This window comes from Acinetobacter pittii ATCC 19004 = CIP 70.29, from assembly GCF_000369045.1.
Lineage (GTDB): Bacteria > Pseudomonadota > Gammaproteobacteria > Pseudomonadales > Moraxellaceae > Acinetobacter > Acinetobacter pittii.
Genome location: NZ_KB849786.1, coordinates 444,618 through 469,861, shown reverse-complemented (window position 1 = coordinate 469,861; position 25,244 = coordinate 444,618). Strand labels below are relative to the sequence as shown.

Sequence of the window (25,244 nt, the reverse complement as noted above, 5' to 3'; positions counted from 1 at the left end):
ACTCTTTATCCTCCCAAATCTTAATTTTTCTCATTATACTTTAAGGCAAACTGAATACTTAAAGAAACATATGGAAACTTTAGATTCTTCGATTTTTGACCTTAGCCCAATTCCGATGTGGATTGAGGATTTCAGTGAAGTTAAACAACAATTTGATTTATGGAGAAAGCAAGGAATTGAAAACCTTCATGAATTTTTAAATCAAAATAAACACTTAGTTATCGAATGCGCTCATAAAATTAAAATTATTCGTGTTAACCAAAAAACCTTGGAACTTTTTGAAGCAACAACACGCGAAGAACTATATTCAAATTTGAATCTTATTTTTAAAAAGGAAATGTTCGAATCACATATTTATGAGCTTGAAGCGTTATGGAATGGCAAAACCCATTTTTCAAGCACTACCGTGAATTACACCTTATCAGGCAAACGTATTGATGTTCAGTTAAGAGGGTCTATTTTACCTGGTTCTGAATCTACCTTTGAACGTGTATTAATTACTACAGAAGATATTACCCCTTATCAAAATGCACTTCGACAGGAAGAAAAAAATCGCCGCCTAGCTGAATCTATGTTTATCTACTCGCCTACTTCGCTTTGGGTTGAGGATTTCAGCCGTATAAAAAATAGAATTGATCAACTTAGGCTATTGGGAATTGAAGACTTCAGAACTTTTCTAGATGTTCATCCTGAGTTTGTCCGCCAGTGTGTAGAAGATATTTTAATTTTAGATGTTAATCAGGCCACGATAGATTTATTTAAAGCTCCTGATAAGTCGACACTTTTAAGGAATACACATAAGATTTTTGCTGAAGAAATGGTTGAAACCTTTCGAGAACAACTCATCGAGTTATGGCAAGGTAATATCCATCATAAACGTGAAGCCGTTAACTACGCTTTAGATGGCCAAATAAGAAATGTCTTGCTTCAATTTACCGTTTTTCCGGGATATGAAGAGACTTGGGGATTAGTGCAAGTTGCGCTGACAGATATTACTGCCCGGAAAAAAGCGGAAAACTATCTTGAATATTTAGGGCAACACGATGTTCTTACTAAACTATATAACCGTGCTTTTTTTACAGAGGAACTTAATCGTTTAAATCGAAGTATTATTCGACCAGTTTCTTCAATTTTTTTAGATATGAATGGATTAAAAGAAACAAATGACCAGTTTGGGCATGATATTGGAGATGGTTTATTACGCCGTGTTGGAAATATTTTAAGTCAGGCTATTTCAAATACAGCCTATACTGCATCCAGAATCGGTGGTGATGAGTTCGTGATCTTAATGCCAGGTGCAGATGAAGCGCACGTTCAAATTATGCTTCAAACGATTCAGGAGCTTTTTAATATCGACAATCAATATTATTCAAGCCATCCAGTAAGTATTGCAATTGGACATGCAACCACTCAAACAAATGAACAGATTGAGGACATGTTAAAACGAGCAGACCATCACATGTATCAAAAGAAAAAAAGTTATTATCAAGAAATTTTATTCAATCAATAAAAAACAGGCATATTGCCTGTTTTTCAAAAATTAGCGTTTTCCCATAGAACGACGCGTACCACGTGGAGGCATCCATGTTCTATCCGCATATTGCTCTGGTTTTGGACGCACTTGGTTGTGTACCGCATCATCTGCTTGATTGCTTTCATTCGGCATTGGGAATGGCAATTTCACCAAAGCCTTTTTCTGTTTTGGCTGTTGCTCAGTCATGATTCATTCTCGAAATTTCGATTGCGACCTATTATAAATGATTTTTATCATTTCTTTTCAAAAAAGCTTCAATTGAGTAAAACAGCAACAAGAATCTTCTTAAATTAAACTTTTTTACATCTAAAAATACCCGTATCCGCAAATTGCTTAATTTTTGCGATAAGATAGTATGCTTTTTATTTTTTAATCCCATAAGAGGAATATTGCCGTGGACGTACGTCTTTCTGATCGTGTCAATGCTATCAAACCGTCCCCTACACTTGCTGTAACAAACAAAGCTGCTGAACTTAAAGCTGCTGGCAAGAACGTGATTGGTTTAGGTGCTGGCGAGCCAGATTTTGATACCCCTCAACACATCAAAGATGCTGCAATTGAAGCGATTAATAATGGTTTCACCAAATATACGGCTGTAGATGGTACTCCTGGGTTAAAAAAAGCAATTATTGCTAAGTTCAAGCGTGATAATAATCTTGATTATCAAGCGAACCAGATCTTGGTTTCTTGTGGTGGTAAACAAAGCTTCTTTAACTTGGCACTTGCTCTATTAAACAAAGGCGATGAAGTTATTATTCCAGCACCTTTCTGGGTAAGCTATCCAGATATGGTCATTATTGCTGAAGGTACTCCAGTCATTGTGAAATGTGGCGAAGACCAACGCTTCAAAATCACTCCTGAACAATTAGAAGCTGCTATTACACCTAACACTCGTTTAGTTGTATTAAACAGCCCATCTAACCCAACAGGCATGATTTATAGCAAAGCTGAATTAGAAGCTTTAGCTGAAGTTTTACGTCGTCATCCACAAGTATTTGTTGCATCTGACGATATGTATGAACCGATTCGTTGGGAAGATGAGTTCTACAACATCGCAACTGTTGCACCTGATTTATATGACCGCACGATTGTTTTAAACGGTGTTTCTAAGGCATATGCAATGACAGGTTGGCGTATTGGCTATGCAGCCGGTCCAGCGAAAATCATTGGTGCAATGAAAAAGATCCAATCACAGTCAACTTCTAACCCAACTTCTATTTCGCAAGTTGCTGCTGAAGCTGCATTGAATGGTCCACAAGACGTTTTACAACCTATGATTGAAGCGTTTAAACGCCGTCATGACTTAGTTGTAAATGGCTTAAATGATATTAAAGGTATCTCTTGCTTACCTGCTGATGGCGCTTTCTATGCCTATGCAAACATTCGTCCTCTTATTCGTGCAAAAGGCTTAAAATCTTGCACAGAGTTCTCTGAATGGTTACTAGAAGAAACTGGCGTAGCAGTTGTTCCTGGTGATGCATTTGGTTTAGGCGGTTTTATGCGTATTTCATATGCAACAGCTGACGAAGTACTCGTTGATGCGTTAGCACGTATCAAAAAAGCTGCTGACTCAATTGAAGGTGTAGACGCTGCTATTGCTTCAATTGAAGCTGAAAAAGCTGCGAAATAATCTGCATTTTGCATAAAAAGGGTTCTCTTGAGAGAACCCTTTTTTAATTCACTTATGCATTTTTGGCTTTTTGAGGTCTTATATAAATGACTAATAAAATTCCAAATAAAACCATAAAACTCGATAAAATCACTCGCCCTGTCACAGTCTCATTTACAAATAGGCTTCCACCTATAATCGCCAAACATGGCACACTTAGCTGTACTGTACTCGCTGTCACTCGATCAATATGCTTCAAAATTGCATACCAGAGTACATAAGCCCCGCTTGAAGTGACACCGCCCGACAAAATCGCTAAGACCCATCCTTGCATGTCAATGTAGCGATCTTGGGCAAGTAATACATTCGCCAACAAAACCATTGGCACAGCTAGCGTAAAATTTGCCAACGTACTACCAATCGGTTGTGTCATATTACGACCAGCAATGCTGTATCCTGCCCATGCCAACCCAGATATCACCATAATTAGAGCATATCCCCAATCAGGCGCATGAGTATCGGGTAATAACAAAACAATGATTCCAGCCAAAGCAATACATAAGCCTATACCACGGTATATGCCAATCTGTTCACCCTGCCAATAGCCATAAAGCACCATAGTCAGCTGTACAACCCCAAACAATAACAGAGCACCAATACCAGCGTCGATCTGAAGATAAGCATATGAAAATGCCAAAATATAAACCGCTAGAAAAAATGCGTTTTTTAAACTCCATTGGACTTTGGTTTGAGACGATTTTGAATATAAAAACAGTCCTAATAAAACAACCGCACCACTTCCCACTCGTATTAGACTAAAAGTCATTGGGTCAATATGTCGGCCAACCAAAGCCAAACGACACAATACAGAATTTGCTGCAAAAGCCGCCATTATGAGTGCAATTTTAAAAAGCATTGTTCTTATGCTCCTGTTATTTCTTATTTCTTATAGTGTAAAAGAAGTCTTTCTTATCTATCTAATTCATTATGCAACTCATTTAATTCAATTTTTATAATAAAGAAATTTTATATTAAATGAACAAAATTTTAAAATTCAACTTATCAGTTCAATCTTTAACTATAGAATTGACTTATCGATGACTTAATAATAGGCTAATATCAAGTTCCATTTTAGAACTTAAAGAATTAAAGGACCCAAAAAATGAAAAATCCGATGGAAATGACTGGCCTTGAATTTTTACAAGCAATGATTGAAGGCCATATTCCACCTGCCAGCATTAGTAAAACAATACCTATGCAACCTACTGAAATTTCAGAAGGATCTGTTACCTTTAAAGCCCAAGCAGATCATAACCATTTAAATCCACTCGGTGGCGTACATGGTGGTTTTGCTGCCACCGTCCTAGATTCAGTGACTGGCTGTGCAGTACATACGATGTTACCTGCGGGTGTAGGTTACGGCACAATCGACCTTAACGTAAAAATGTGCCGCCCTATTCCCCAAAATCAGGCTTTAATTGCAACAGGCAAAGTTATTAATTTAAGTAAAAATTTAGGTATTTCTGAAGGAAAGATTATTGATGAGGAAGGTAAACTGTATGCCTATGCAACAGCAACCTGCATGATTATTCGTCCATAATCATTAAAGGCAGCCTTAAATCGCTGCCTTTTTTATTAAGTCATCTGAATTATCTGGACGTTCACAAGTTTGTGCAATCACATACGGCGCCCAAATATTTTTAAGTTGGAGTTCTATAATTTCTTGATGCTCTTCAGACCAAGCTAAAACTTTATTTTTACCCAACAATAACTCCCCTTCTAATTGAAAAATATATAAAGATTCAGAAGAGTTTAGTAGTTTCGAGCTTTTAAAAATCTTAAGTGAATTATGCACATTCCATTTAGCGCTAAACCAAAGCTGCAATAAATCGCCTAAATATAAATCCTGCTTTTTGAAAGGATAAGCATTAATCCATGCACCTTCTACAAGTGTGTAATAAGATTGTGATTGATTTAAGATATTGAGATAATTGTGTTGATAGAAATCAAAATTAGAAAAAATAGAAGCGATCGTAAGCGTTTTCATACTTATCTCCGATTTAGCCATTTTAGTGCTGGCAAGTTGGTTTAAATCCACACTGTTTGGATTTCTCCAAACGCTTGTTCTTTTTTGAATCTAGCAATTGATTTTTTAAAGTGCAAGTAATTTCTTAACTCCTCACTCAACTGATCAAATAAAAAGCATACGACACAAAAATGAAGTAAACATGACAATTTAGACTTGACCCTTCTCAAAATCTCCTTATAATCGCATGCAGATTCTCCCATAGCTCAGTCGGTAGAGCGACGGACTGTTAATCCGCAGGTCCCTGGTTCGAGCCCAGGTGGGAGAGCCAAATACTAAAAAGCCCGCAGCATTAAAGCGGGCTTTTTTTTGCCATAAATTTATCAATAACTATAAAAAAAATCCTCTATCAGCAGCTAGAGGATTTAATTTTTTATTAGAGTCTTTGTTAGGTTTAACGCACTAACCTAACTCGAAAGAATATATTTTCTTCTCAAATTATTATTCCACTTCAACCACTTTTAAAGGATTAAAAGATTGAGTGGTCGGCATCATTTCAATACGATTAATATTAATGTGTGGCGGTTGTGAAGCAATCCAAGCTACCGTATTTGCAATATCTTCAGGCAAAAGTGGATTCTTTTTATCATATAGACTGTTTACTTTATTCTCATCACCTTTAAAACGCACAAGAGAAAATTCAGTACCTCCACACAATCCTGGTTCAATGTTAGTTACGCGCACACCTGTACCAGCCAAATCAGCACGAAGATTTAGACTAAATTGCTCCACAAATGCTTTGGTTGCCCCATACACATTACCCCCTGGGTATGGGTATGTACCTGCAATAGAACCCATATTAATAATCAAACCTGATTTTTTCTTTACCATACTTGGCAAAATTAATCGGGTAATCGTAACAAGCCCCTTAACATTGGTATCAATCATCGTGTACCAATCATCTAATTCTGCTTTATCTGCGGGTTCCAATCCTAATGCCAATCCAGCATTATTCACCAATAAATCAATTTGACCGATTTGAAATTCGGCTGGTAAATCAACCAATACTTTATTTATATTTTCTACGGTATCCGTCATGTCAAATACTAATGGGTAGAATTTCTCACCAAGTTCTTGTTTTAGTTCTTCTAGTTTTTCTGCTCGTCTTCCGCAACCAATAACGTAATATCCTAACTCAATCAGCTTTTTTGAAATGCTATAACCAAAACCTGCCGATGCACCTGTAACTAATGCTAACATTCTTATATCCTTAGAAATGATCAACTATTTCAGTTGAACTCATGATAAACATATCAGCCTTTATATTTACACAATATTTATTATTAGCCTAAAAAAATAAAAGTTTTTTTAAAAATTTTAAGAGAAATTAAAATCTATAAAAAATATATTTATTAAATAATTATATGCATTAAAAAACTAAAAGCAGAACATGCTTACTGCCAAAGAGATAATACTCACCTAATAAAAAAAGTTTACCGTGAAAGGTAAACTTTTTTATTTGAGATATCCAAGACTAAGCAGGAATACCACTATGAAAACGGAAAGTATCATCTGGTGTTAAAATCAGATTCTTTTCAACTTCACGGATATGATTTATTCGCTGTTGAATATCCTCTTTAGGATCTTTCATTTTTGCAGTTTTCGCCACATCAAGCGCAAGTGCGAGATAGTCTTCAAAATGACGAGACTCTGACTTAAGCAAGTATCGATAATAACGACCTAACTCATCATCTACACGCGGAGCAAGTGCATAAAAACGCTCACATGAACGAGCCTCTACAAATGCACCAATCACCAGCACATCAATTAAAGCTTCAGGTTCATACGTACGAATCTCTTTACGTAATCCACCTGCATAACGTCCGGCACTTAAACCAGTCCACTCTTGACCACGCTTAGCCATAAGCTCAAGCACTTGTTCATAGTGAAGCATTTCTTCTCGTACAAGTTGAGCAAGTTTTATTTGTAAGTCAGGAAAGAAGCTATAGCGGAACATTAAGTTCATTGCTGTACTAGCAGCTTTCTTTTCACAATTAGCATGATCTTGCATCAAGACATCTAAATTATTGATTGCTTCATCCAACCATGCTTTTGGTGTTTGACAACCTAAAAAGGCCACCACAGGTTGCATTAATTCATCGTAATTGATACTCGACATAACCAACTATCCTGCTGCCTGAATCGCTGTTTTCATATCTTTAACAGCTTGAACCAGACCTACAAAAACACTTTCAGCAATAATTGAATGACCAATGTTTAATTCATGAATTTGTGGAATAGCCGCAATTGGCGCAATATTTTTAAGGTTAAGGCCATGACCTGCATTTACAACCAAACCTTTTGAAGCTGCATATTCAACACCTTTGATAATACGCTCTAACTCGGCTTGTTGATCTTGCTCTGTTTCCGCATCTGCATATGCACCTGTATGCAATTCAATCGTAGGTGCGCCACACACAACTGCTGCATCAATTTGGGCTAAATCAGCATCAATAAATAATGATACGTCGCAACCAATAGCTGCTAAAGTTTGAGTTGCAGCTTTAACTTTTTCAAAGTTACCCACTACATCCAAACCGCCTTCAGTTGTTACTTCTTGGCGTCTTTCTGGAACAAAACACACGTGCTGCGGCTGAATTTCTTTCGCAAACTCGACCATTTCATCAGTAACAGCTAACTCTAGGTTCATACGCGTTTTTAATAATGGACGCATGCGACGTACATCATCATCTTGAATATGGCGACGGTCTTCACGCAAATGCAAAGTAATCCCCTCTGCACCAGCTTGTTCACAAATAAGAGCAGCTTCTACAGGGTCTGGATAAGTAGTACCGCGCGCCTGTCTTAAAGTAGCAACATGGTCTATGTTTACACCAAGCAATGCAGCCATAAATAAATCCTAATTACGATTGAGTTTGAGTATTTTGAATCCACAATTGTCGACTTTTTAGGGGACGATCTCCTAAAAGCGATGTAATCATTTGACGGTATAGTTTACCTAATAATTGCAATTGTTCGTGAGAAAAATCCTGGCCTTGCTCATAATCCAACATAGATAAAATTGCTTTACCTGACAATGAAGAACGGCTTGCCTGAACAACGGGCGCAAAACCTTCAGTCACCTGAAATTGATAAAACTGGTGAGCCTGTATTGGCTGTTGTTGAGTATCAATTGAGAAATCAATCGCGTAACCCAGCTCAGGAAGCAAAACATGTTCGAACTGGCGCAAAATCTGTCTCAGAAAAAGATCAGGATTTTCGTGGGAAGATAATTGCTGTAATTGAAGCAAAGTTAATTGATATTGCTCAAAAGTTTGTGGCATTGCCTCTTCTAATGGGCAAAGTCTAAGAACAATTTCATTTAAATAAAATCCGGCAAAAAAAGCATCACCAAAAAAGAAAACAGGCTGATTTAATATTTCCAGCTTAGTAAAATTTTTGAGTTCACTTTTACCTGTGGCTTGCAGTAGAATAGGCTGATATTGAGGGGGCGGAGTCTGCCTTAAAATACCATCGACTCGCCCATATTCCTGAGTAAAAAGATGCACAATATGACTTTTTTCACGGTACTTACGGTGATGAATCATATATCCATGGAGGACTTCATTGCGCATCATAAAAAGAATCTATTCCTCAGATTCTTTTTCTTTTTTATCATCATCACCATCAGGAATAACAGCACCTACAACAGCTGCTGTACCTTTAACTACACCTTTAGTAGTTTTATAGGCGATACCTACTGGTACGGTTACAAGCTTATATACACAACCTTGTAACATCAATGTACATCCAACTATAGCGATTAATGATGTAATTGTTTTCATACCAGCATCCTTATCCTTTAGATATCACTGTATCCTAAGCTTTTGAGAGCACGCTCATCATCAGACCAGCCACCCTTCACTTTCACCCAAAGTGTGAGCATAATTTTTTGCTCAAACATTTTTTCCATGTCTTTACGAGCATCCATACCAATCGTTTTAAGCTTAGTACCTTTTTCACCAATCACAATGGCTTTTTGACCAGCGCGATCTACAAAAATCGTTGCATCGATATAGGTACAAGCCGGCTTTAAACGACCAGTTTTTTCATTAACAGTTGCTTCTTCTGTTTTGAAAGATTCAATTTGTACTGTTAAATCATAAGGAAGCTCTTCACCCAACTGACGCATGATTTTTTCGCGAATAATTTCACTTGCCAAGAAGCGTTCAGAGCGGTCAGTAATCTGATCAAATGAATACAATGGTGGTTGGTAAGGAAGGTATTTCTCAATCGTTTCACTCAAGTGTTCTAAGTTTGCACCACGCAAAGCAGAAACAGGAACAATCTCAGCAAAATTCATAAGTTTGGCACGTTCTTGAATCAGAGGAAGAATCTCTCTTTTATCTTCAAAAGTGTCCGCCTTATTAATGACCAAAATAACCGGCATTTCAGCGTTCTTGAGTTTTTCAAGCACTAAATCGTCGTTTTGAGTCCACTTATAAGCATCGATAACGAATAAAACTAAGTTAACGTCACGTAATGCAGAATGAGCAGCACGGTTCATCATTTTATTAATAGCACGCACTTCTTTTTTATGCATACCTGGGGTATCTACATATACCGCCTGCATCTTTTCGCGCGAATCAATACCAATAATTTTATGACGTGTTGTTTGAGGTTTACGCGAGGTAATAGAAAGTTTTTGACCCAATAAATGGTTCATGAGGGTAGATTTACCCACATTTGGACGTCCCACAATCGCCACAAATCCGCTCTTAAAATCCGAAGGGATTGTTACGCCTTTGGAACTAAAAAATTGATCAATCAGATTATTAGGATCTTGGTTTTCATTTGAATCTGGATTGATTTGATCAGAATGCATCGACATGCAGGTTATTGCTCCAATAACTTTAAAATTTCCGCCGCTGCTGCCTGCTCGGCAAAACGACGACTTGAACCCTCACCATAAATCTTCGGTAAACCATCTACCACACATTCCACTTTAAAGTGCTGATGAGGTGCATCACCCTGAATATCTACAACCTCGTAAACAGGGAGAGGTTTTTTACGTGCTTGTAGATACTCTTGTAAACGTGATTTCGGATCTTTGAGTTGATCCGTAGGTTCTATATGGTCTAAATAGGGTATGTACCATTTTAGCACAATATCTTTAAGTAAGTTGAGATCACCACTATCAAGATAGATTGCACCAATAATCGCTTCTACCGTATCTGCTAATATTGACTCACGATGATGACCACCAGACTTCAACTCGCCTGTACTTAATATTAAACACCGACTAAGTTGCAAATCTGTTGCAATCTTACCTAAAGCTTCCTGACGAACTAAAGTCGCTCGCATACGCGTGAGGCGGCCTTCATTTTCATTTGGATAGGCATGATATAGATAATTAGCGATTATCATGCCTAATAATGAATCACCGAGAAACTCTAAGCGCTCGTAATTGTATTTGTGACTCACCGAACGATGAGTCAAAGCTAACTGTAACAATTCAAGCTGCTTAAATTGATATCCGATTCGACTCAGTAAGCGAGGATCACTTAGTTTGAACTGATGTTTTATCAAAACTCTTCTCAAATGTTAAAACTAAATCAATATTAAATAAGAAAGGTTTTCTTACTTCATATTTCTTTTTGACCGTTAGACCTGACTGATTAAACACTTGAGCGATCTCTTTAAAGGGGAGATCACGAATATTGTTCATTTCGAGTCGCTGATCCATTTGTGTTACAAACTTTTGTGGTGTGATCTCAGAAGAGCTTTCTTGTAAAAGCTCTTCTATCTGATTATTAATCAGCCGATCATCCCAATATGCTGGCCAAACTGCAAGTACAGCTTTTACTGCAACTGCAAATATAACCACCCCAAATAAAATTGCTAAATACGAAGTACCCTGTTGTGCCTTACGCATTTCTTTTTTTCCTAATGGTTGTTTTTAATCTATTTTTCCATTTCGGCTAAAGTTAGGAAGGTGTAAACCCGGTTCTTTATGCATCCACACGTAGAATGCTCGTCCTGTTAAGTTTTCTTCAGGAACGAACCCCCAGAAACGACTGTCTGCACTTTGATCGCGGTTATCCCCCATTGCAAAGTAATGTCCTTTTGGTACAGTCACTTCCCAATATAAACCGTCTTGGTTCGCATATTTACCATTTTCAACATAGTTGATAAACGGTGCTTGGCGCGCCACATTTACGCCTTCAAGCTCACGCATCGTAAAGGTATGCTCACCAATCGTCTCTTTATGATAAATAGACGTTGGCGTATCCATCACATCTTTTTCACGACTGAACTGTGTTAATACTTTCGGTACTTTTTGCCCGTTAATAATTAATTGCCCATGGTCATAAACAATATGATCACCAGGTAAACCGATTACACGTTTAATATAACTAATAGTCGGTTGAGGTGGATAACGGAATACAATTACATCACCACGCTTCGGTTCACCTACATCAATAATTTTTTTATTAACAATAGGCAAACGTACACCATAATCAAATTTATTCACCAGAATAAAATCACCAGTTTCTAAAGTTGGTACCATAGAGTCCGATGGAATATTAAATGGCTCATAAAGAAATGAACGAAGCACAAGTACTACAGCTAAAACTGGCCAAAAGTCATAGGCCCATGTAATGACAAAATTTTCGTTCCCGCGTCCTTTATTTGCACGCTGTTTTAATACAAGTTTATCTAACAACCACACTGCAAATAGAATCAGCGTAACTGGAACAAGAATTAAATTAAAATCAAAATCCACATGACCTCACTCGCAGCCTCGCTGCTTGTATTACAGTGGGGAAAGGAAATTATTCACTTTCCCCACCCTCATTTCTTATCTTTCTACTTTCAATACAGCCAAGAACGCTTCTTGTGGAATTTCAACACTTCCCACTTGTTTCATACGTTTCTTACCTTCTTTTTGTTTAGAAAGTAGTTTTTTCTTACGCGAAACGTCACCACCATAACATTTTGCCAATACGTTTTTACGCATCGCTTTTACGGTAGAACGGGCAATAATTTGTGCACCGATTGCTGCCTGAATAGCAACATCGAACATTTGGCGAGGAATTAAGTCTTTCATTTTCTCAACCAATGCAATACCACGATGACGTGCATCATTACGGTGACAAATCATAGCCAAGGCATCAACCTTTTCGCTATTAATTAACACATCAACCTTAACTAAAGCTGAACTTTCAAAACGTACAAAATTATAGTCTAAAGATGCAAAGCCACGGGAGCATGACTTTAATCTGTCAAAGAAATCCATAACGACTTCAGCCATCGGGATTTCAAATGTAATAGAAACTTGGTTACCCAAGAATTTCATATCTTTTTGTACACCACGACGTTCGATACAGAGCGTCATTACGTTCCCTAAATATTCTTGAGGAACAAGGATATGACATTCAGCAATTGGTTCACGCAAATCTTCTACGGTCGATCCATCCGGCATTTTTGATGGACTATCGATGTAAATCGTTTCGCCTTTCTTGGTTAATGCTTCATAAATTACGGTAGGTGCAGAACTAATGAGGTCAAGATCGTATTCACGCTCTAAACGCTCTTGTACAATTTCCATGTGCAGCATACCTAAGAAGCCACAACGGAAACCAAAGCCTAAAGCATCTGAACTTTCTGGTTCAAAGAATAAAGCCGAGTCGTTAATCTGCAATTTTTGTAATGCTTCACGGAACGGTTCAAAGTCACTCGCATCAATAGGGAAAAGACCAGCATATACTTGCGGTTTAACCTTTTTGAAACCAGGTAAAGTTGCAACGTCTGGTGTAGAAGCAAGAGTAATTGTGTCACCTACTGGTGCACCAAAAATATCTTTAATACCAGCAATAACAAAACCTACTTCACCAGCTTCAAGAATATCTGTTTCAGTATGCTTAGGATTAAATACACCTACAGAAGTGACCGGATGAGTTTGTCCTGTCGATTTAACCAACATTTTGTCGCCCTTGCGGATACGACCTTGTTTAATACGAACAAGAGAAACTACGCCTAAGTAGTTATCAAACCATGAGTCGATAATTAATGCTTGTAATGGTGCTTCACGATCACCTTCTGGCGCCGGAATAACATCAACCAAACGCTCGAGTACACCTTCAACACCTAAACCAGTCTTTGCTGAACAAGTTGGTGCATCTGTCGCTTCAATCCCGATAATTTCTTCAATTTCATGAATTACGCGCTCAGGTTCAGCCTGTGGTAAATCAATTTTATTTAGAATAGGAAGAACTTCGAGACCTTGTTCAATTGCTGTATAGCAGTTTGCAACTGATTGCGCTTCAACACCTTGTGCGGCATCTACAACCAATAATGCACCTTCACATGCAGCTAATGAACGAGAAACTTCATAAGAAAAGTCAACGTGCCCAGGTGTATCAATAAAGTTTAGTTGATATTCCTGACCATTTGGATGGGTGTAATACAGCGTGACAGAAGCGGCTTTAATGGTAATCCCACGTTCACGCTCAAGCTCCATTGAGTCTAAGACTTGAGCTTGCATTTCACGATCTTGTAGACCACCACACATCTGAATAAAACGGTCAGCCAATGTAGACTTACCATGGTCAATGTGGGCAATAATCGAGAAATTTCGTATATTTTTGATATCGACGGATTTTTTAGCTTGCGCCATGGGTTACCTTGAGAAAATATAGAGTGCTATGTAGCTTGTTTTAATACACAGCCAAAGCGGTTAAATAAATTGCGTGAGATTATAACAGATTGCCGATATGAAAAAGATATAAATTCTTTCTTTTAAAAAAGCTTTTTAAACTTCTCAACATAACAAACTATTTCTCGTTGAAAAGCCTCTAAATCAGAACAGTTTTAACTCGAACTTAATTAGGCTTGCAGATAAATTATTGCCAGTTTCATTAGCTATATCCCCAATTAACTCAAATCCAAGTTTCTGCACGACCTGTTGAGATCTAATGTTCTGTTCAAATATTTCAGCCCAAACATATTTTATTTGTTTTTGGAATAATCTGCTTTGTTTCAAATACTGGATGAGCCCTACAAGAGCCTCTTGCATATATCCCTTACCCCATGCATTAGGATGAAGTTCATAACCAATGACAACCGCAAAATCATCATCAATCTGTTTGATAGTATTTACACCACATGTTCCCAACATAGTTCCATCTTTTTTAAGACGAATAGCATGCCTAAAACCTAGCTGTTGATTCCATTTTTTATGCATTTTTTCAATTAAAGCCCCAGCTTCTTCTAATGAAGTAAAGGCTTTTAAATCATAAAATTCGAGTACGCTTGAATTTGAAAATAAGTCAAAGACAAAATTTTTATCAGCTTCTGTAAGATCACTTAAGATTAATCGATCGGTTTCTATGGAAAATAAATTCTTCAAATTCCAGCCTCTCTTTTTTACTTACTTATCATACGAAACGGTGAAATCATAAGGATTTATACTTGAATCAAGCGGCTTATATGCATGGGTAAAAGTTGGCGACATTCGTTTTGGACGTCCAGTAGCAATTTCAATACATGCCCATTTGGTATTTCCAACAAATAATACGGCCTGATCTGATGGACGAAAAAACACATACTGGCGGAATGAATAAAGTGCATTAATGTCATCTAACCATGTACGTAACACAATTTGTTCGCCTTCAAATGCAGCTTTACGATATTGCACATGATGCTCAACCGCGACCATGGCGTGTTTTAACTCAAGATATTTAGTTACCCCTACTCCCAAAGTTTCAACATGAGCAGCAGCTACATCCTGCATCCATTGAACATACATTACGTTATTTACATGCCCTAACGCATCAATGTGATGTGGCTGCACCTGAATATGTAAATCAAAAATACTACTCACAAATGAACACTCTTATTTATTAACCTTAAAACTGAAATAAGTGTAGGTAGATATCGCTAAACGCTCAAGATAAATAACAAAAACCACCCATTTTCAGGGTGGCTTATTGATTCGGTTGAGGATTATTGAATACGTAAACCAAGCATTGCGCGCTGTCCCTGACGAATAATAGCAACACGTGCTACGGTATTTTTCGGCAAGTTAGAAACAACTTTTGCAAAATCCTGACTATTTAAAATTTGGCTATTATTGACTTGGGTAATCACATCACCTGGAATGATATTGGACAATGACGCTAAACCACCACGGCGAACATCTTGTACAAAAATCCCACCTTTCACACTCAACGCATTTTTTTCCGGTTCAGCTAAATCACGAATACTCATGCCTAAAACTGGCCCTTTAGATGCAGCACCTTGTGCACCAGTAGCAGGTGTTTCATCTGGCGCAGTCGTTAGGGTTGCTGAAATATTACGTGTTTTATCATCACGTAATACTTCAAACTGAACGGTTTGATTTGGCTGTACTTTGTTTAATGCATAGAGTAAATCACTCGTACGAAGTACAGGCGCACCATTTAATTTTAAAATCACGTCGCCCGCTCTTAGCCCTGCTTTTTGTGCAGGTGAGTTCGGAGAAATTTGAGTAATTAAAGCACCTTCAGGTTTTGGTAATTTGTACGCATCAGCAAGGTTTCGGTCAATATCTTGCATCATCACCCCTAGATAAGAGCGTGTGACTTTACCTTTTGTTTTAAGCTGGTCGGCAACATCCATTGCTACATCAATCGGAATAGAGAAAGACAAGCCCATATAACCGCCGGTACCGCTAAATATTCGAGAATTTACCCCGACCACTTCACCATTTTGATTAAATAATGGACCACCAGAGTTACCTGGGTTTAAAGCCACATCAGTTTGAATAAACGGCACCGAAGTTTCACCGCTCATGTTTCGTGATTTTGCACTGACAATACCGGCCGAAGCTGAGTAATCAAAGCCAAACGGAGAACCAATAGCTAAAACAGGTTCCCCGACACGTAAACGGTCAACATTTCCTACTCGTAAAGCTGGATAGTTAGTTCCATTTACCTTTAACAAAGCAACGTCTGTACGCTCATCACTACCCACCACGGTTGCATCAATTTCACGGCGGTCATTTAGAGTGATGCTAATACGAGAGGCATTTTCAATCACATGGTGGTTAGTAAGTAGATAACCATCTTTACTAATAAAGAATGCACTTCCATAAGCTGTCTTTTCTTGCGGACCTTGTTGCTGTGGAATGATGACCTGATTGCCAAAGAAACGTTTTAAAATTTCAGGAACTTGCTGTTGCAACAGTTCATCCTGAGTCATTTTTTTTACGACATTTACACTCACGACTGCTGGACTAACTTGTTCAACAAGATTTGAAAAATCAACAGCAGCATTTGCTTGAACAGCAGCAACTGTAAATACCGCTGCATACATTCCTTGTTGTAAATAGCGAGATTTCATTCGGTGCTCACCCACAATTGGTCTACGAGAATAAGGATAAAACTGTTGTATCACAACGCTTTGAGGTTGTGCGTAACAATATGTTTATTTGTAATACGTCATCACAAGGAATATTTTACGCATTGCAACTTTTTAAGCCAATTGCAATTTTTCTCTGAGTTAGAGCGCTTAAGCTCTTGCCTTTTTAGTTAAAAAGGGGTGTCATTAGCGGACGTTTTAAATTGATGCGAATGGACATGCCTAATTTACAGACAATTCACCACTTTGACGTGATTATTGTGGGCAGCGGCGGCGCTGGTTTAAGTCTGGCTTTATCGTTACCAAATCATTTTAATATTGCAGTTTTAGCCAAAGCTGCTCTAACCGAAGCAAGTACCTTTTATGCTCAAGGTGGCGTTGCTGCTGTTCTTGATGAGACTGACTCTATTCAACAGCATATTAATGACACTATGATTGCAGGCGCTCATTTATGTGAAATGGACGCGGTACAACATACCGTAGAAGGCGGCCGCCCTTCTGTTGATTTTCTTTTAAAACAAGGCGTGCAATTTACCTTAGATGAAGATGAACAGCTTCATTTGACTCGCGAAGGTGGTCACTCGCAGCGTCGCATTATCCATTCTGCTGATGCAACAGGCAAAGCCATTTCAACTACTTTGGTTGAACGTGCCAAAGAACGTAAAAATATTACTATTTTTGAAAATTATATTGCGATTGATTTAATCACCTCGCATAAATTAGGCCATACCGACCAAGCGAATCGTGCTATTGGTTTATATGCATTAGATGAAAATACTGAAAAGGTTCATACTTTCCTTGCACCATTCACCGCGCTAGCTTGCGGCGGTGCGATGAAAGCTTATCTGTATACATCTAATCCAGATATTGCCACAGGTGATGGTATTGCTATGGCTTATCGTGCAGGTTGCCGTGTAGCCAATATGGAATTTAATCAGTTCCATCCAACGTGTCTCTATCACCCTCAAGCCCGCTCTTTCTTAATTACTGAAGCTATGCGTGGTGAAGGTGCTTATTTGCGCCTACCTGATGGCGAACGGTTTATGTTGCGTTTTGACGATCGTGCAGAACTGGCTCCTCGTGATATTGTTGCACGTACCATTGACCATGAAATCAAGCGTCTTGGTATTCGTCACGTGTGGTTAGACATTACCCATAAATCACCTGAGTTTATTAAAGAGCACTTCCCTACACTTTATGCACGGTTGCTTGAGTTAGGCATCGATATTACCAAAGACATGATTCCTGTAGTTCCAGCAGCTCACTATACATGTGGGGGTGTTGTGGTTGACTCAAATAGCCAGACGGATATTGAAGGTCTCTATGCGATTGGTGAAACGTCTTATACAGGCTTACATGGTGCAAACCGTATGGCAAGTAACTCATTACTTGAGTGCTTCGTTTACGGTATGAGTGCGGCAAAAGATATCGAAAATAAATTTGATGAAAACTTAAAATTACCAGAAGTACCAACTTGGGATGACTCACAAGTAACCAACCCTGATGAAGATGTGGTGATTTTACAAAACTGGGATGAGTTACGTTCGACCATGTGGAATTACGTTGGTATTGTAAGAACCACAAAACGTTTAGAACGTGCTTTACACCGTATTGAAATGTTAAAGCGTGAAATCACTGAATATTATCAAGACTACCGTGTTAGCAAAAACCTGATTGAGCTGCGTAACCTTGTTTTAGTATCGGAAATGATTGTTCGCTGTGCTATGCAACGTAAAGAATCACGTGGTTTACATTACACACTCGATTATCCGGAAACTTCCAGCGAGATTCGTAAAACTGTTTTGACTCCTCCAAATTTTGCAGTAGAACAGCCATTGGTTAATACCGACATTTAAGCTGTTCTTCTACTCTACAAAAAAGTACAGCTCTGGCTGTGCTTTTTTATTTGCTTTGATATTTATGCTCTAGGTGGGATTGAATAAGTCGCAGTCACATGCGCAACAGGTTCATCCAGACCAACTGAATAAATCCAAACCTCACCCACCACCAAACTCTTTCCTACTTTCATGAGTTTACATTCACTACGTAAGTCTTGATCACCCGCAGGTTTTCTTAAAAAATTAATATTAAAGTTGGTGGTTACGGCTAAACCAACAATACCGATCTCACCTAATATCGCAATATATAAAGCAAAGTCTGCCAAAGTCATCATGGTTGGGCCAGATATGGTACCACCAGGGCGTTGATGCCTTTGATGGACATGATAATAAACAACTGCAGCTTTGGGGGTGACTGATTCAATCGTGCAATGTTCAAGACTTGGTGGAAATTCCTTTTCAAGAAATGCCACGATTTCTTCTTTTGAGCTTTTCATCCTTGTTATTCTTCAATCTATAAATCATATGTAAGATAGCATAAGAAAATAGCAGATATTTTCTATGACGATTTAAATCAGAATTAACGTCATTTTTCACCACTCCCAAAAATATGAGAGTGGCTAATCCGATGGCCTATGCTAAATATTGCAGAGCTTGCTCAAACACCTGATCTGGACTTTGTGTAGCATCTATTCGCTTAATACGTTCCGGTTCAGCCTTCCATAAGGTTTCATAACCTTCACGAACCTTAGTAAAGAAGCTTAACTTTTCTTGTTCAAAACGGTCTAAAGCTCCACGTTCACGTGCACGGTTCATACCAAGTTCAATCGGTGCGTCTAGCCAGAAAGTCACCTCCGGCATGCGTGAAACGAAGTTCTGATTTAAAAGTTGTAATTTATCTTGGCTTAAACCACGACCAGAACATTGATAAGCAAAACTCGCATCGGTAAAGCGATCACTTAATACAATTTTGTTAGCTTCTAAAGCAGGTAAAATAACTTGTTGTAAGTGTTGAGCACGTGCTGCATAAATGAGTAATAACTCGGTATCATGACTCATATTTTCATCATGATTCACCGCCAAAAGCATAGAACGAATTTGCTCAGCTAACGGTGTGCCCCCCGGCTCTCGAGTTAAAACAACTTGTTTGCCATGCTCTTCAAAATGCTGATGAATTTTTCGAATGAGTGTAGTTTTACCTACCCCTTCCGTGCCTTCAAAGCTGATAAACATCTCTTTTCCTTATTTCTTCGATCTCAACACGGATAAATATTCTTGCACAGCTTGATTATGTGCTTGCAAGTCTGCCGTAAATTTATGTCCACCATTACCAGTCGCTACGAAATAGATGTTATTTGAATCATCTGGATGTAATGCTGCTTCAATTGCTTTTTGGCTTGGCAAAGCAATTGGAGTAGGCGGTAAACCATTAATGGTATAAGTATTATATGGTGTTGGAGTACGGAGGTCTTCTCGGGTAATGTTGCCTTTATAGTTATTACCCATTCCGTAAATAACAGTTGGATCCGTTTGTAAACGCATACCGAGTTTTAAACGGCGGACAAAAACTCCAGAAACTTGTGTAAGTTCACTGTCTAAACTTGTTTCTTTCTCAACAATAGAAGCCATAATTAATGCTTCATATTTATCTTTATAAGGTAAATTCGGAGCACGATTTGCCCAAGCTGTATCTAAAGCTTTTTTTTGGCGATGATATAAATCGGTAAGAATTTTCTTGTCAGTCTCGCCTTTGGCAAAGAAATAAGTATTCGGCGCGAATAAGCCCTCTGGATGATCGTAAGGAATCCCAAGCGCTTTCATAAGCTGATCATTAGGTAAATCCAATATTGTATTTTTTACATTTTTATCATTTTTGAGTGCAGTAATAAGCTGCTTAAAAGTTGTACCTTCAATCACCAAAACACGATTCATCTGAGCATTATCAGCGTCAGACAACATCTCTAACACTTGTCTTACACTCATCCCTTGTTCAATTTCATACACACCAGCTTTCATGCTGTCATGAATCATAAACTTTTGATAAAGCTTTAATACGATAGGAAAGCTAATTTTGTCTTCTTTTGCTAAACGATCAATAAAACCAGAATAAGTTTCCCCAGATGTAATAGATAACATCTGTTTTTTGCCTTCGATAGGATAAGCCTTAAACAAACTTGACCATAAAATGGCAAAAGTAGAAATTAAAACAATAAAAAGGCCAATTAGAACCAATCGCTTAGAAAATTTTGGAGCTTGTTTTTTGTTATTTTTCTTGGCGTTTTTTGCTTTCGCATTCACAGGTGGCTTCGGCATATTAATGAATCTGATTTAAGTTAAGGATATGAAATAAATCTATGCATGCCTGTGTTTCTAGCGTTTTCTCACCTAAATGAGTGACTACTCGCATAGGGTTTAAAGCATTACAAAAGAATAGACTTTGTATTTCAGATACTTCATCTAACTCAATTACACGTACTTCACAGGCAATACCATGGTGCTGCATACGCGCCAGAATTTCTGCCCGCATTACACCGTGGACGCCATTATAGCGAAGTTCCGGAGTAATCCATCTATCATTTAAACGAATAAAACAATTACTGCTGACCCCTTCAACAATATAACCTTGTACATCAGTAACTAATGCTTCAGCCCACCCGAGTTGATCTGCTTCTTTTTTTAGCAATACTTGTTCAAGGCGGTTTAAAGATTTAAGCCCCACTAAGCTCGGCATGGTTAAACCTAGGGCCTGATTTAAAACACCACACTGGATAGAGTCAGGCACAAACGGCTCTAAAGCTTTTGGATAAAACCAGATATAAATATCAGCTTCATGTTTCGGCAAACTATAACCGCGGTCACCTTCACCACGACTAATCACAATTTTTAAAGTACCGTTGAGTATAAGGTTCTGGTTTTGTAGTTGCTGTAAACTCAGTTCGATTAATTCAAAATTTACAGTTAAAGACAGTTTTTGACATGCGAGTTTTAGACGTTGCCAGTGCCTTTCTTTAAGCTCAATTTGATTTTGAAAAACACGAATTGTGGTAAAGCATCCATCTCCATAATGAAAGGCTCGATCTAATAAAGGAATAGTCTCAACGGGTTGCCCATTTTTAAAACACCACATGTTTGCTCCATCCTTTGCTAAAAGCCGTACTGCAATACAACACCTTTCATTTAAATAATAAATGATTGATTTTAAAAAATTATACCCATTTCGTATCTGCTTTTGAAACTTGTTATATATCAAGATTTAAGAATAGTTTATCTCTTTTTATTATTTCTATTTTTTTCATATTAAATTCGTTTTTTATTATTTTTTTAGAATAAAGACTAGCGCTATTCTGCGTTCATGTTTTGAACATTTCATATTTTTTGAGGACTTATCTCATGCGTTTTTCTCAATTAAAAGTCGGGGTTATCGCTGCACTTCTTTCTGTTTCGTCATTTGCAGCCCAAGAATTTTTAAACGTTTCTTACGATCCTACTCGTGAGCTATATACAGATTTCAACAAACAGTTCGGTACTTACTGGAAACAACGTACTGGTCAAGATATCGAGTTTAAACAATCACACGGCGGCTCTGGTAAACAGGCTCGTGCGGTTATCGATGGTTTAAATGCAGATGTGGTGACATTAGCACTTGCAGCAGATATTGATGAAATTGCTGAAAAAGCAAAATTACTTCCAACTAACTGGCAGAAAAAACTGCCACAAAACTCAACGCCATATACATCAACCATTGTATTTTTGGTGCGTAAAGGCAACCCAAAGCAAATTAAAGACTGGGCTGATTTAATCAAACCAGGCGTAGAAATCATTACACCAAACCCGAAAACCTCTGGTGGTGCTCGTTGGAACTATCTTGCAGCTTGGGCTTGGGCAAAACATCAACCAGGCGGCAATGATGCGAAAGCACAAGAATACGTTCGCCAAATTTATAAACACACTAAAGTTCTAGATTCTGGTGCTCGCGGTGCGACGACTACTTTCGCTGAGCGTGGCATTGGTGATGTATTACTGGCTTGGGAAAATGAAGCTCATTTAGCTATTCGTGAACAGCCGGGCAAATTTGAAATTATTACTCCGTCTCTTTCGATCTTAGCTGAGCCTCCAGTTGCAATTGTGGAGAAGAATGCAGCTAAAAAAGGCAACTTAACCATTGCTAAAGGTTATCTCAACTATTTGTACTCGCCTGCTGGTCAAGAAATTGCAGCACGTAACTTCTACCGTCCTCGTAACGCAGCTGTTCTTAAAAAATACAGCAATGTATTTAAGCCATTGAAGCTTGTAACAATCGATAAAGAATTTGGTGGTTGGACAAAAGTACAAAAACAACACTTTGATAATGGTGGTGTTTTCGATCAAATCGTGAAAATCAATAGTGCAGAGAAGTAATTCTTTGCACTAAAGGTAAGGAGAACAGACATGATTCACACTGTAATTGTTCCGGGTGTAGGTGGCAGTGAACATCAGCATTGGCAATCTTGGTTGCAGCGTCAACTCGTGTCTAGTTCTCGTGTTGAGCAAAAAAACTGGGATAGACCTGTATTAAGCGAATGGGTTGAGCAATTCGTTAAAACAGTTCAAGCAGCTCAAGCTCCTGTTCAAATTGTTGCACATAGTTTTGGATGCTTAACAAGTGTAGCTGCTTTGGCTGAGCATCCAGAATTAAGAAGCCAAGTTAAGAAACTAATTTTAGTCGCTCCAGCGAATCCGGCACGCTTTGGGGAAGCAGGGTTTGCTCGCCATAGCTTGACCGACTACAAAGATTATTTTCATCAATTAAAAATTGATGTGCCTGCAACGCTACTCATTAGTGAAAATGATCCATGGCTCGGCTTTTTTGATGCGTTACAACTTGCAAAATCATGGAAGTTAAATCCCGTTAATCTTGGTGAAGTGGGCCATATTAATGTTGCCTCAGGTTTTGGGCCATTCCCGGATTTGCTGAACTATTTGATCCCAGAAGATTCGATGTGTAGTCACTCATCTATCGACCCGGTAAAAACACATTTCTCTTTGAAATTTGCTTAATACCAATCTTTATACCGCACTGGTTTATCTTTATTTATTCGCTTACTGGTTTCAGCAGGCTTTTCTCTTTGAGGAAATATCATGTCGCAGCGATCCCGAGTGCTGCCTGGGTTTGGTCTATCTTTGGGCTTCACCCTCGCCTATGTGTCTTTTATTGTGCTTATTCCATTAGCCGCAGTCTTTATCAAATCATTTGGAATCGGATGGGACGGATTATGGGAAATTTTGACGTCTGAGCGTATTTTGAAATCGCTTCAACTCAGCTTTAGTTCAGCCTTAATCGCAGCATTTATTAATGTTGTGTTTGGTCTGCTTTTGGCTTGGTGTCTTGTCCGCTATAACTTTCCAGGAAAGCGTCTAGTTGATGCATTGGTTGATTTACCTTTTGCTCTTCCGACCGCAGTTGCAGGTATTGCACTGACTTCACTCTATGCACCTACTGGTTGGTTAGGTCAATATCTGGAACCACTTGGTATTCAGGTTGCCTATACACCTATCGGGATTACGCTGGCATTGGTCTTTATTGGTATTCCTTTTATTGTTCGAACCGTTCAACCGGTACTCAGCGATATTGAAACCGAACTTGAGGAAGCAGCTTCAGCACTTGGTGCAAATCGTTGGCAGACCATTACTAAAATTATTTTACCCATCTTACTACCTGCTCTATTTACAGGCTTTGCTTTAGCATTTGCTCGCGGCGTGGGTGAGTATGGTTCTGTTATTTTTATTGCTGGTAATCAACCTTTTAAAACAGAAATTGCACCGCTGATGATTATTTCTCGTCTTGAAGAATATGATTATGCAGGTGCAACGACCATTGCAGCGGTCATGTTAGTTCTCTCTTTTATCATCCTATTTGTCATTAACTTACTTCAAGCATGGGCAAACCGTCGTACAGGGAGAAACATCACATGAATTTACATACCGACAGCAATGCACTTGCCTTGAAGTTACAGTCTCGTGATGCAACACGTGAGCCGACTTGGGTACGTTATACCCTTATTACAATTGCACTGATTTTTTTCGTAAGTTGCCTCATGCTGCCACTCATTCTTGTTTTCGTAGAAGCATTTAAACAGGGACTTGAAGTCTATGTTCAGGCTTTGATTGATCCAGATACCTTATCAGCAGTGAAATTAACATTACTCACCGCAGCAATTGCAGTTCCAATTAATGTGATATTTGGTGTTGCTGCAGCTTGGGCTGTCTCTAAGTTCCAGTTTAAAGGCAAGGCAATTTTAACCACTATCATTGATATGCCTTTTTCGGTTTCACCTGTTATTGCAGGTTTAATGATTGTTCTTATTTTTGGTGCCCAAGGCTGGTTCGGCGGCTGGTTAATGGATCATGACATCAAGATTTTATATGCCGTACCTGGAATTGTTTTAGCCACCATTTTTATTACAGTTCCATTTGTGGCGCGTGAGTTAATTCCACTCATGGAAGCTCAGGGAACAGAGGAAGAAGAAGCAGCAATTGTACTCGGTGCATCAGGTTGGCAAACTTTTTGGAAGGTCACCCTCCCTAACATTAAATGGGGTCTGATTTACGGCGTGATTTTGTGTAATGCCCGCGCAATGGGTGAGTTTGGCGCAGTATCAGTGGTTTCTGGTCATATCCGTGGTGAAACCAATACTCTGCCACTGCATGTTGAAATTTTATATAACGAGTACACCTTTAGCGCAGCCTTTGCCGTGTCCTCACTGCTTGCCTTCTTAGCTCTTTTAACACTGATTTTAAAAACTTGGTTAGAGCTACATCAAGATAAACCAGAACCGCATTCAACTGATTCGTAAG

At 38.5% G+C, this 25,244-nt stretch carries 29 protein-coding genes and 1 tRNA gene; 9 read left to right on the top strand and 21 right to left on the bottom strand.

From position 1 onward, the window contains the following. Positions 1-70 precede the first annotated feature (70 nt). Positions 71-1,510: a sensor domain-containing diguanylate cyclase gene (gene yedQ, locus F928_RS06460; protein WP_005073176.1), complete on the top strand. Its 1,440-nt coding sequence runs from the start codon at positions 71-73 to the stop codon at positions 1,508-1,510. 30 nt (positions 1,511-1,540) lie between these two features. On the opposite strand, the gene F928_RS06455 is transcribed toward yedQ, so the two are convergent. After that, complete coding sequence (locus tag F928_RS06455; RefSeq protein WP_002118942.1) at positions 1,541-1,720, bottom strand: hypothetical protein; 180 nt, start codon at positions 1,718-1,720, stop codon at positions 1,541-1,543. 208 nt (positions 1,721-1,928) lie between these two features. Here F928_RS06455 and aspC point away from each other — a divergent pair, with 208 nt between their 5' ends. Further along, positions 1,929-3,164, top strand: a complete 1,236-nt coding sequence (gene aspC / locus F928_RS06450; protein ID WP_002118408.1) for a pyridoxal phosphate-dependent aminotransferase — start codon at positions 1,929-1,931, stop codon at positions 3,162-3,164. 52 nt (positions 3,165-3,216) lie between these two features. Here aspC and F928_RS06445 read toward each other — a convergent pair whose 3' ends face one another. Beyond that, positions 3,217-4,059 carry a DMT family transporter gene (locus F928_RS06445; RefSeq protein ID WP_005073172.1) on the bottom strand — a complete coding sequence of 281 codons (843 nt, stop codon included), beginning with the start codon at positions 4,057-4,059 and terminating at the stop codon, positions 3,217-3,219. A 246-nt stretch (positions 4,060-4,305) separates the two neighbouring features. On the opposite strand from F928_RS06445, the gene F928_RS06440 reads away from it, so the two are divergent. Further along, complete coding sequence (locus F928_RS06440) at positions 4,306-4,743, top strand: PaaI family thioesterase (RefSeq protein ID WP_002119022.1); 438 nt, start codon at positions 4,306-4,308, stop codon at positions 4,741-4,743. 15 nt (positions 4,744-4,758) lie between these two features. Here the strand turns inward: F928_RS06440 and F928_RS06435 are convergent, their stop codons facing one another. Together F928_RS06435 and F928_RS21825 are read right to left on the bottom strand one after the other, a co-directional pair. After that, on the bottom strand, positions 4,759-5,190 hold the full coding sequence (locus F928_RS06435) for a hypothetical protein (RefSeq protein WP_005073169.1): 432 nt from the start codon (positions 5,188-5,190) through the stop codon (positions 4,759-4,761). A gap of 41 nt (positions 5,191-5,231) precedes the next feature. Beyond that, positions 5,232-5,378: a hypothetical protein gene (locus tag F928_RS21825; protein ID WP_080632659.1), complete on the bottom strand. Its 147-nt coding sequence runs from the start codon at positions 5,376-5,378 to the stop codon at positions 5,232-5,234. A gap of 46 nt (positions 5,379-5,424) precedes the next feature. Between F928_RS21825 and F928_RS06430 the strand changes: the two genes are divergently transcribed. Beyond that, a tRNA-Asn gene (locus F928_RS06430) sits at positions 5,425-5,500 on the top strand. Between the two features lie 170 nt (positions 5,501-5,670). On the opposite strand, the gene F928_RS06425 is transcribed toward F928_RS06430, so the two are convergent. From F928_RS06425 to degP, 13 genes are all read right to left on the bottom strand, one after another. After that, on the bottom strand, positions 5,671-6,429 hold the full coding sequence (locus tag F928_RS06425; protein WP_005073166.1) for an SDR family oxidoreductase: 759 nt from the start codon (positions 6,427-6,429) through the stop codon (positions 5,671-5,673). 274 nt (positions 6,430-6,703) lie between these two features. Beyond that, complete coding sequence (gene miaE, locus F928_RS06420; RefSeq protein ID WP_005073164.1) at positions 6,704-7,348, bottom strand: MiaE family protein; 645 nt, start codon at positions 7,346-7,348, stop codon at positions 6,704-6,706. 6 nt (positions 7,349-7,354) lie between these two features. Beyond that, a complete protein-coding gene (pdxJ, locus tag F928_RS06415; protein ID WP_005073160.1) occupies positions 7,355-8,080 on the bottom strand; it encodes a pyridoxine 5'-phosphate synthase in 726 nt (241 codons plus the stop codon). A gap of 13 nt (positions 8,081-8,093) precedes the next feature. Further along, complete coding sequence (recO, locus tag F928_RS06410; protein WP_005073158.1) at positions 8,094-8,807, bottom strand: DNA repair protein RecO; 714 nt, start codon at positions 8,805-8,807, stop codon at positions 8,094-8,096. Between the two features lie 9 nt (positions 8,808-8,816). After that, positions 8,817-9,014, bottom strand: a complete 198-nt coding sequence (locus tag F928_RS06405; RefSeq protein WP_005073156.1) for an NF038104 family lipoprotein — start codon at positions 9,012-9,014, stop codon at positions 8,817-8,819. A 17-nt stretch (positions 9,015-9,031) separates the two neighbouring features. Next, positions 9,032-10,054 carry a GTPase Era gene (gene era / locus F928_RS06400; RefSeq protein ID WP_014207367.1) on the bottom strand — a complete coding sequence of 341 codons (1,023 nt, stop codon included), beginning with the start codon at positions 10,052-10,054 and terminating at the stop codon, positions 9,032-9,034. A gap of 11 nt (positions 10,055-10,065) precedes the next feature. Continuing rightward, positions 10,066-10,758, bottom strand: a complete 693-nt coding sequence (rnc, locus tag F928_RS06395) for a ribonuclease III (protein WP_005067830.1) — start codon at positions 10,756-10,758, stop codon at positions 10,066-10,068. Next, positions 10,730-11,104, bottom strand: coding sequence for a DUF4845 domain-containing protein (locus F928_RS06390; protein WP_005073153.1), 375 nt, complete (start codon positions 11,102-11,104; stop codon positions 10,730-10,732). The genes rnc and F928_RS06390 overlap by 29 nt, the downstream gene beginning before the upstream one ends. Positions 11,105-11,128: 24 nt before the next feature. After that, entirely contained in the window at positions 11,129-11,956 is an 828-nt protein-coding gene (gene lepB / locus F928_RS06385) for a signal peptidase I (protein WP_005067825.1), read from the bottom strand. A gap of 75 nt (positions 11,957-12,031) precedes the next feature. Continuing rightward, positions 12,032-13,849 carry a translation elongation factor 4 gene (gene lepA, locus F928_RS06380; protein WP_002118606.1) on the bottom strand — a complete coding sequence of 606 codons (1,818 nt, stop codon included), beginning with the start codon at positions 13,847-13,849 and terminating at the stop codon, positions 12,032-12,034. A gap of 183 nt (positions 13,850-14,032) precedes the next feature. Then, the gene (locus tag F928_RS06375; RefSeq protein ID WP_005073151.1) at positions 14,033-14,581 is read right to left on the bottom strand and encodes a GNAT family N-acetyltransferase; all 549 of its coding nucleotides are present in this window, start codon (positions 14,579-14,581) and stop codon (positions 14,033-14,035) included. 21 nt (positions 14,582-14,602) lie between these two features. After that, complete coding sequence (locus F928_RS06370; protein WP_005073148.1) at positions 14,603-15,055, bottom strand: acyl-CoA thioesterase; 453 nt, start codon at positions 15,053-15,055, stop codon at positions 14,603-14,605. Between the two features lie 122 nt (positions 15,056-15,177). Further along, positions 15,178-16,554, bottom strand: coding sequence for a Do family serine endopeptidase (degP, locus tag F928_RS06365; protein ID WP_005073145.1), 1,377 nt, complete (start codon positions 16,552-16,554; stop codon positions 15,178-15,180). Between the two features lie 230 nt (positions 16,555-16,784). On the opposite strand from degP, the gene nadB reads away from it, so the two are divergent. Then, positions 16,785-18,428, top strand: coding sequence for an L-aspartate oxidase (nadB, locus tag F928_RS06360; RefSeq protein ID WP_016806059.1), 1,644 nt, complete (start codon positions 16,785-16,787; stop codon positions 18,426-18,428). A 62-nt stretch (positions 18,429-18,490) separates the two neighbouring features. Here the strand turns inward: nadB and F928_RS06355 are convergent, their stop codons facing one another. From F928_RS06355 to pabC, 4 genes are all read right to left on the bottom strand, one after another. Continuing rightward, positions 18,491-18,907: a PaaI family thioesterase gene (locus tag F928_RS06355; protein ID WP_005073141.1), complete on the bottom strand. Its 417-nt coding sequence runs from the start codon at positions 18,905-18,907 to the stop codon at positions 18,491-18,493. Between the two features lie 136 nt (positions 18,908-19,043). After that, positions 19,044-19,643, bottom strand: coding sequence for a dTMP kinase (gene tmk, locus F928_RS06350; RefSeq protein ID WP_002118740.1), 600 nt, complete (start codon positions 19,641-19,643; stop codon positions 19,044-19,046). Positions 19,644-19,652: 9 nt separating this feature from the next. Further along, positions 19,653-20,723, bottom strand: coding sequence for an endolytic transglycosylase MltG (mltG, locus tag F928_RS06345; RefSeq protein ID WP_005073139.1), 1,071 nt, complete (start codon positions 20,721-20,723; stop codon positions 19,653-19,655). 1 nt (position 20,724) lies between these two features. Continuing rightward, positions 20,725-21,537: an aminodeoxychorismate lyase gene (gene pabC, locus F928_RS06340; RefSeq protein ID WP_005073137.1), complete on the bottom strand. Its 813-nt coding sequence runs from the start codon at positions 21,535-21,537 to the stop codon at positions 20,725-20,727. A gap of 263 nt (positions 21,538-21,800) precedes the next feature. Between pabC and cysP the strand changes: the two genes are divergently transcribed. The 4 genes from cysP to cysW all read left to right on the top strand — a co-directional run bounded on the left by cysP (position 21,801) and on the right by cysW (position 25,243). Continuing rightward, positions 21,801-22,808 (top strand): sulfate ABC transporter substrate-binding protein, encoded by a 1,008-nt coding sequence (cysP, locus tag F928_RS06335; protein WP_001212602.1) that lies wholly within the window; start codon positions 21,801-21,803, stop codon positions 22,806-22,808. 30 nt (positions 22,809-22,838) lie between these two features. After that, the gene (locus F928_RS06330) at positions 22,839-23,447 is read left to right on the top strand and encodes an RBBP9/YdeN family alpha/beta hydrolase (RefSeq protein ID WP_005073133.1); all 609 of its coding nucleotides are present in this window, start codon (positions 22,839-22,841) and stop codon (positions 23,445-23,447) included. An 81-nt stretch (positions 23,448-23,528) separates the two neighbouring features. Continuing rightward, on the top strand, positions 23,529-24,362 hold the full coding sequence (cysT, locus tag F928_RS06325) for a sulfate ABC transporter permease subunit CysT (protein ID WP_005073131.1): 834 nt from the start codon (positions 23,529-23,531) through the stop codon (positions 24,360-24,362). Continuing rightward, positions 24,359-25,243, top strand: coding sequence for a sulfate ABC transporter permease subunit CysW (cysW, locus tag F928_RS06320; protein WP_005073129.1), 885 nt, complete (start codon positions 24,359-24,361; stop codon positions 25,241-25,243). Before cysT ends, cysW begins: the two co-directional genes overlap by 4 nt. Position 25,244 lies beyond the last annotated feature (1 nt).

Excerpts from the sequence above, each read along its gene's own strand:
- yedQ (WP_005073176.1), top strand. The coding sequence starts at position 71 with ATGGAAACTTTAGATTCTTCGATTTTTGACCTTAGCCCAATTCCGATG.
- F928_RS06455 (WP_002118942.1), bottom strand. The coding sequence starts at position 1,720 with ATGACTGAGCAACAGCCAAAACAGAAAAAGGCTTTGGTGAAATTGCCA.
- F928_RS06445 (WP_005073172.1), bottom strand. The coding sequence starts at position 4,059 with ATGCTTTTTAAAATTGCACTCATAATGGCGGCTTTTGCAGCAAATTCT.
- F928_RS06440 (WP_002119022.1), top strand. The coding sequence starts at position 4,306 with ATGAAAAATCCGATGGAAATGACTGGCCTTGAATTTTTACAAGCAATG.
- F928_RS06435 (WP_005073169.1), bottom strand. The coding sequence starts at position 5,190 with ATGAAAACGCTTACGATCGCTTCTATTTTTTCTAATTTTGATTTCTAT.
- F928_RS06425 (WP_005073166.1), bottom strand. The coding sequence starts at position 6,429 with ATGTTAGCATTAGTTACAGGTGCATCGGCAGGTTTTGGTTATAGCATT.
- miaE (WP_005073164.1), bottom strand. The coding sequence starts at position 7,348 with ATGTCGAGTATCAATTACGATGAATTAATGCAACCTGTGGTGGCCTTT.
- pdxJ (WP_005073160.1), bottom strand. The coding sequence starts at position 8,080 with ATGGCTGCATTGCTTGGTGTAAACATAGACCATGTTGCTACTTTAAGA.
- recO (WP_005073158.1), bottom strand. The coding sequence starts at position 8,807 with ATGATGCGCAATGAAGTCCTCCATGGATATATGATTCATCACCGTAAG.
- F928_RS06405 (WP_005073156.1), bottom strand. The coding sequence starts at position 9,014 with ATGAAAACAATTACATCATTAATCGCTATAGTTGGATGTACATTGATG.
- era (WP_014207367.1), bottom strand. The coding sequence starts at position 10,054 with ATGCATTCTGATCAAATCAATCCAGATTCAAATGAAAACCAAGATCCT.
- F928_RS06390 (WP_005073153.1), bottom strand. The coding sequence starts at position 11,104 with ATGCGTAAGGCACAACAGGGTACTTCGTATTTAGCAATTTTATTTGGG.
- lepA (WP_002118606.1), bottom strand. The coding sequence starts at position 13,849 with ATGGCGCAAGCTAAAAAATCCGTCGATATCAAAAATATACGAAATTTC.
- degP (WP_005073145.1), bottom strand. The coding sequence starts at position 16,554 with ATGAAATCTCGCTATTTACAACAAGGAATGTATGCAGCGGTATTTACA.
- nadB (WP_016806059.1), top strand. The coding sequence starts at position 16,785 with ATGGACATGCCTAATTTACAGACAATTCACCACTTTGACGTGATTATT.
- F928_RS06355 (WP_005073141.1), bottom strand. The coding sequence starts at position 18,907 with ATGAAAAGCTCAAAAGAAGAAATCGTGGCATTTCTTGAAAAGGAATTT.
- tmk (WP_002118740.1), bottom strand. The coding sequence starts at position 19,643 with ATGTTTATCAGCTTTGAAGGCACGGAAGGGGTAGGTAAAACTACACTC.
- mltG (WP_005073139.1), bottom strand. The coding sequence starts at position 20,723 with ATGCCGAAGCCACCTGTGAATGCGAAAGCAAAAAACGCCAAGAAAAAT.
- pabC (WP_005073137.1), bottom strand. The coding sequence starts at position 21,537 with ATGTGGTGTTTTAAAAATGGGCAACCCGTTGAGACTATTCCTTTATTA.
- cysP (WP_001212602.1), top strand. The coding sequence starts at position 21,801 with ATGCGTTTTTCTCAATTAAAAGTCGGGGTTATCGCTGCACTTCTTTCT.
- F928_RS06330 (WP_005073133.1), top strand. The coding sequence starts at position 22,839 with ATGATTCACACTGTAATTGTTCCGGGTGTAGGTGGCAGTGAACATCAG.
- cysT (WP_005073131.1), top strand. The coding sequence starts at position 23,529 with ATGTCGCAGCGATCCCGAGTGCTGCCTGGGTTTGGTCTATCTTTGGGC.
- cysW (WP_005073129.1), top strand. The coding sequence starts at position 24,359 with ATGAATTTACATACCGACAGCAATGCACTTGCCTTGAAGTTACAGTCT.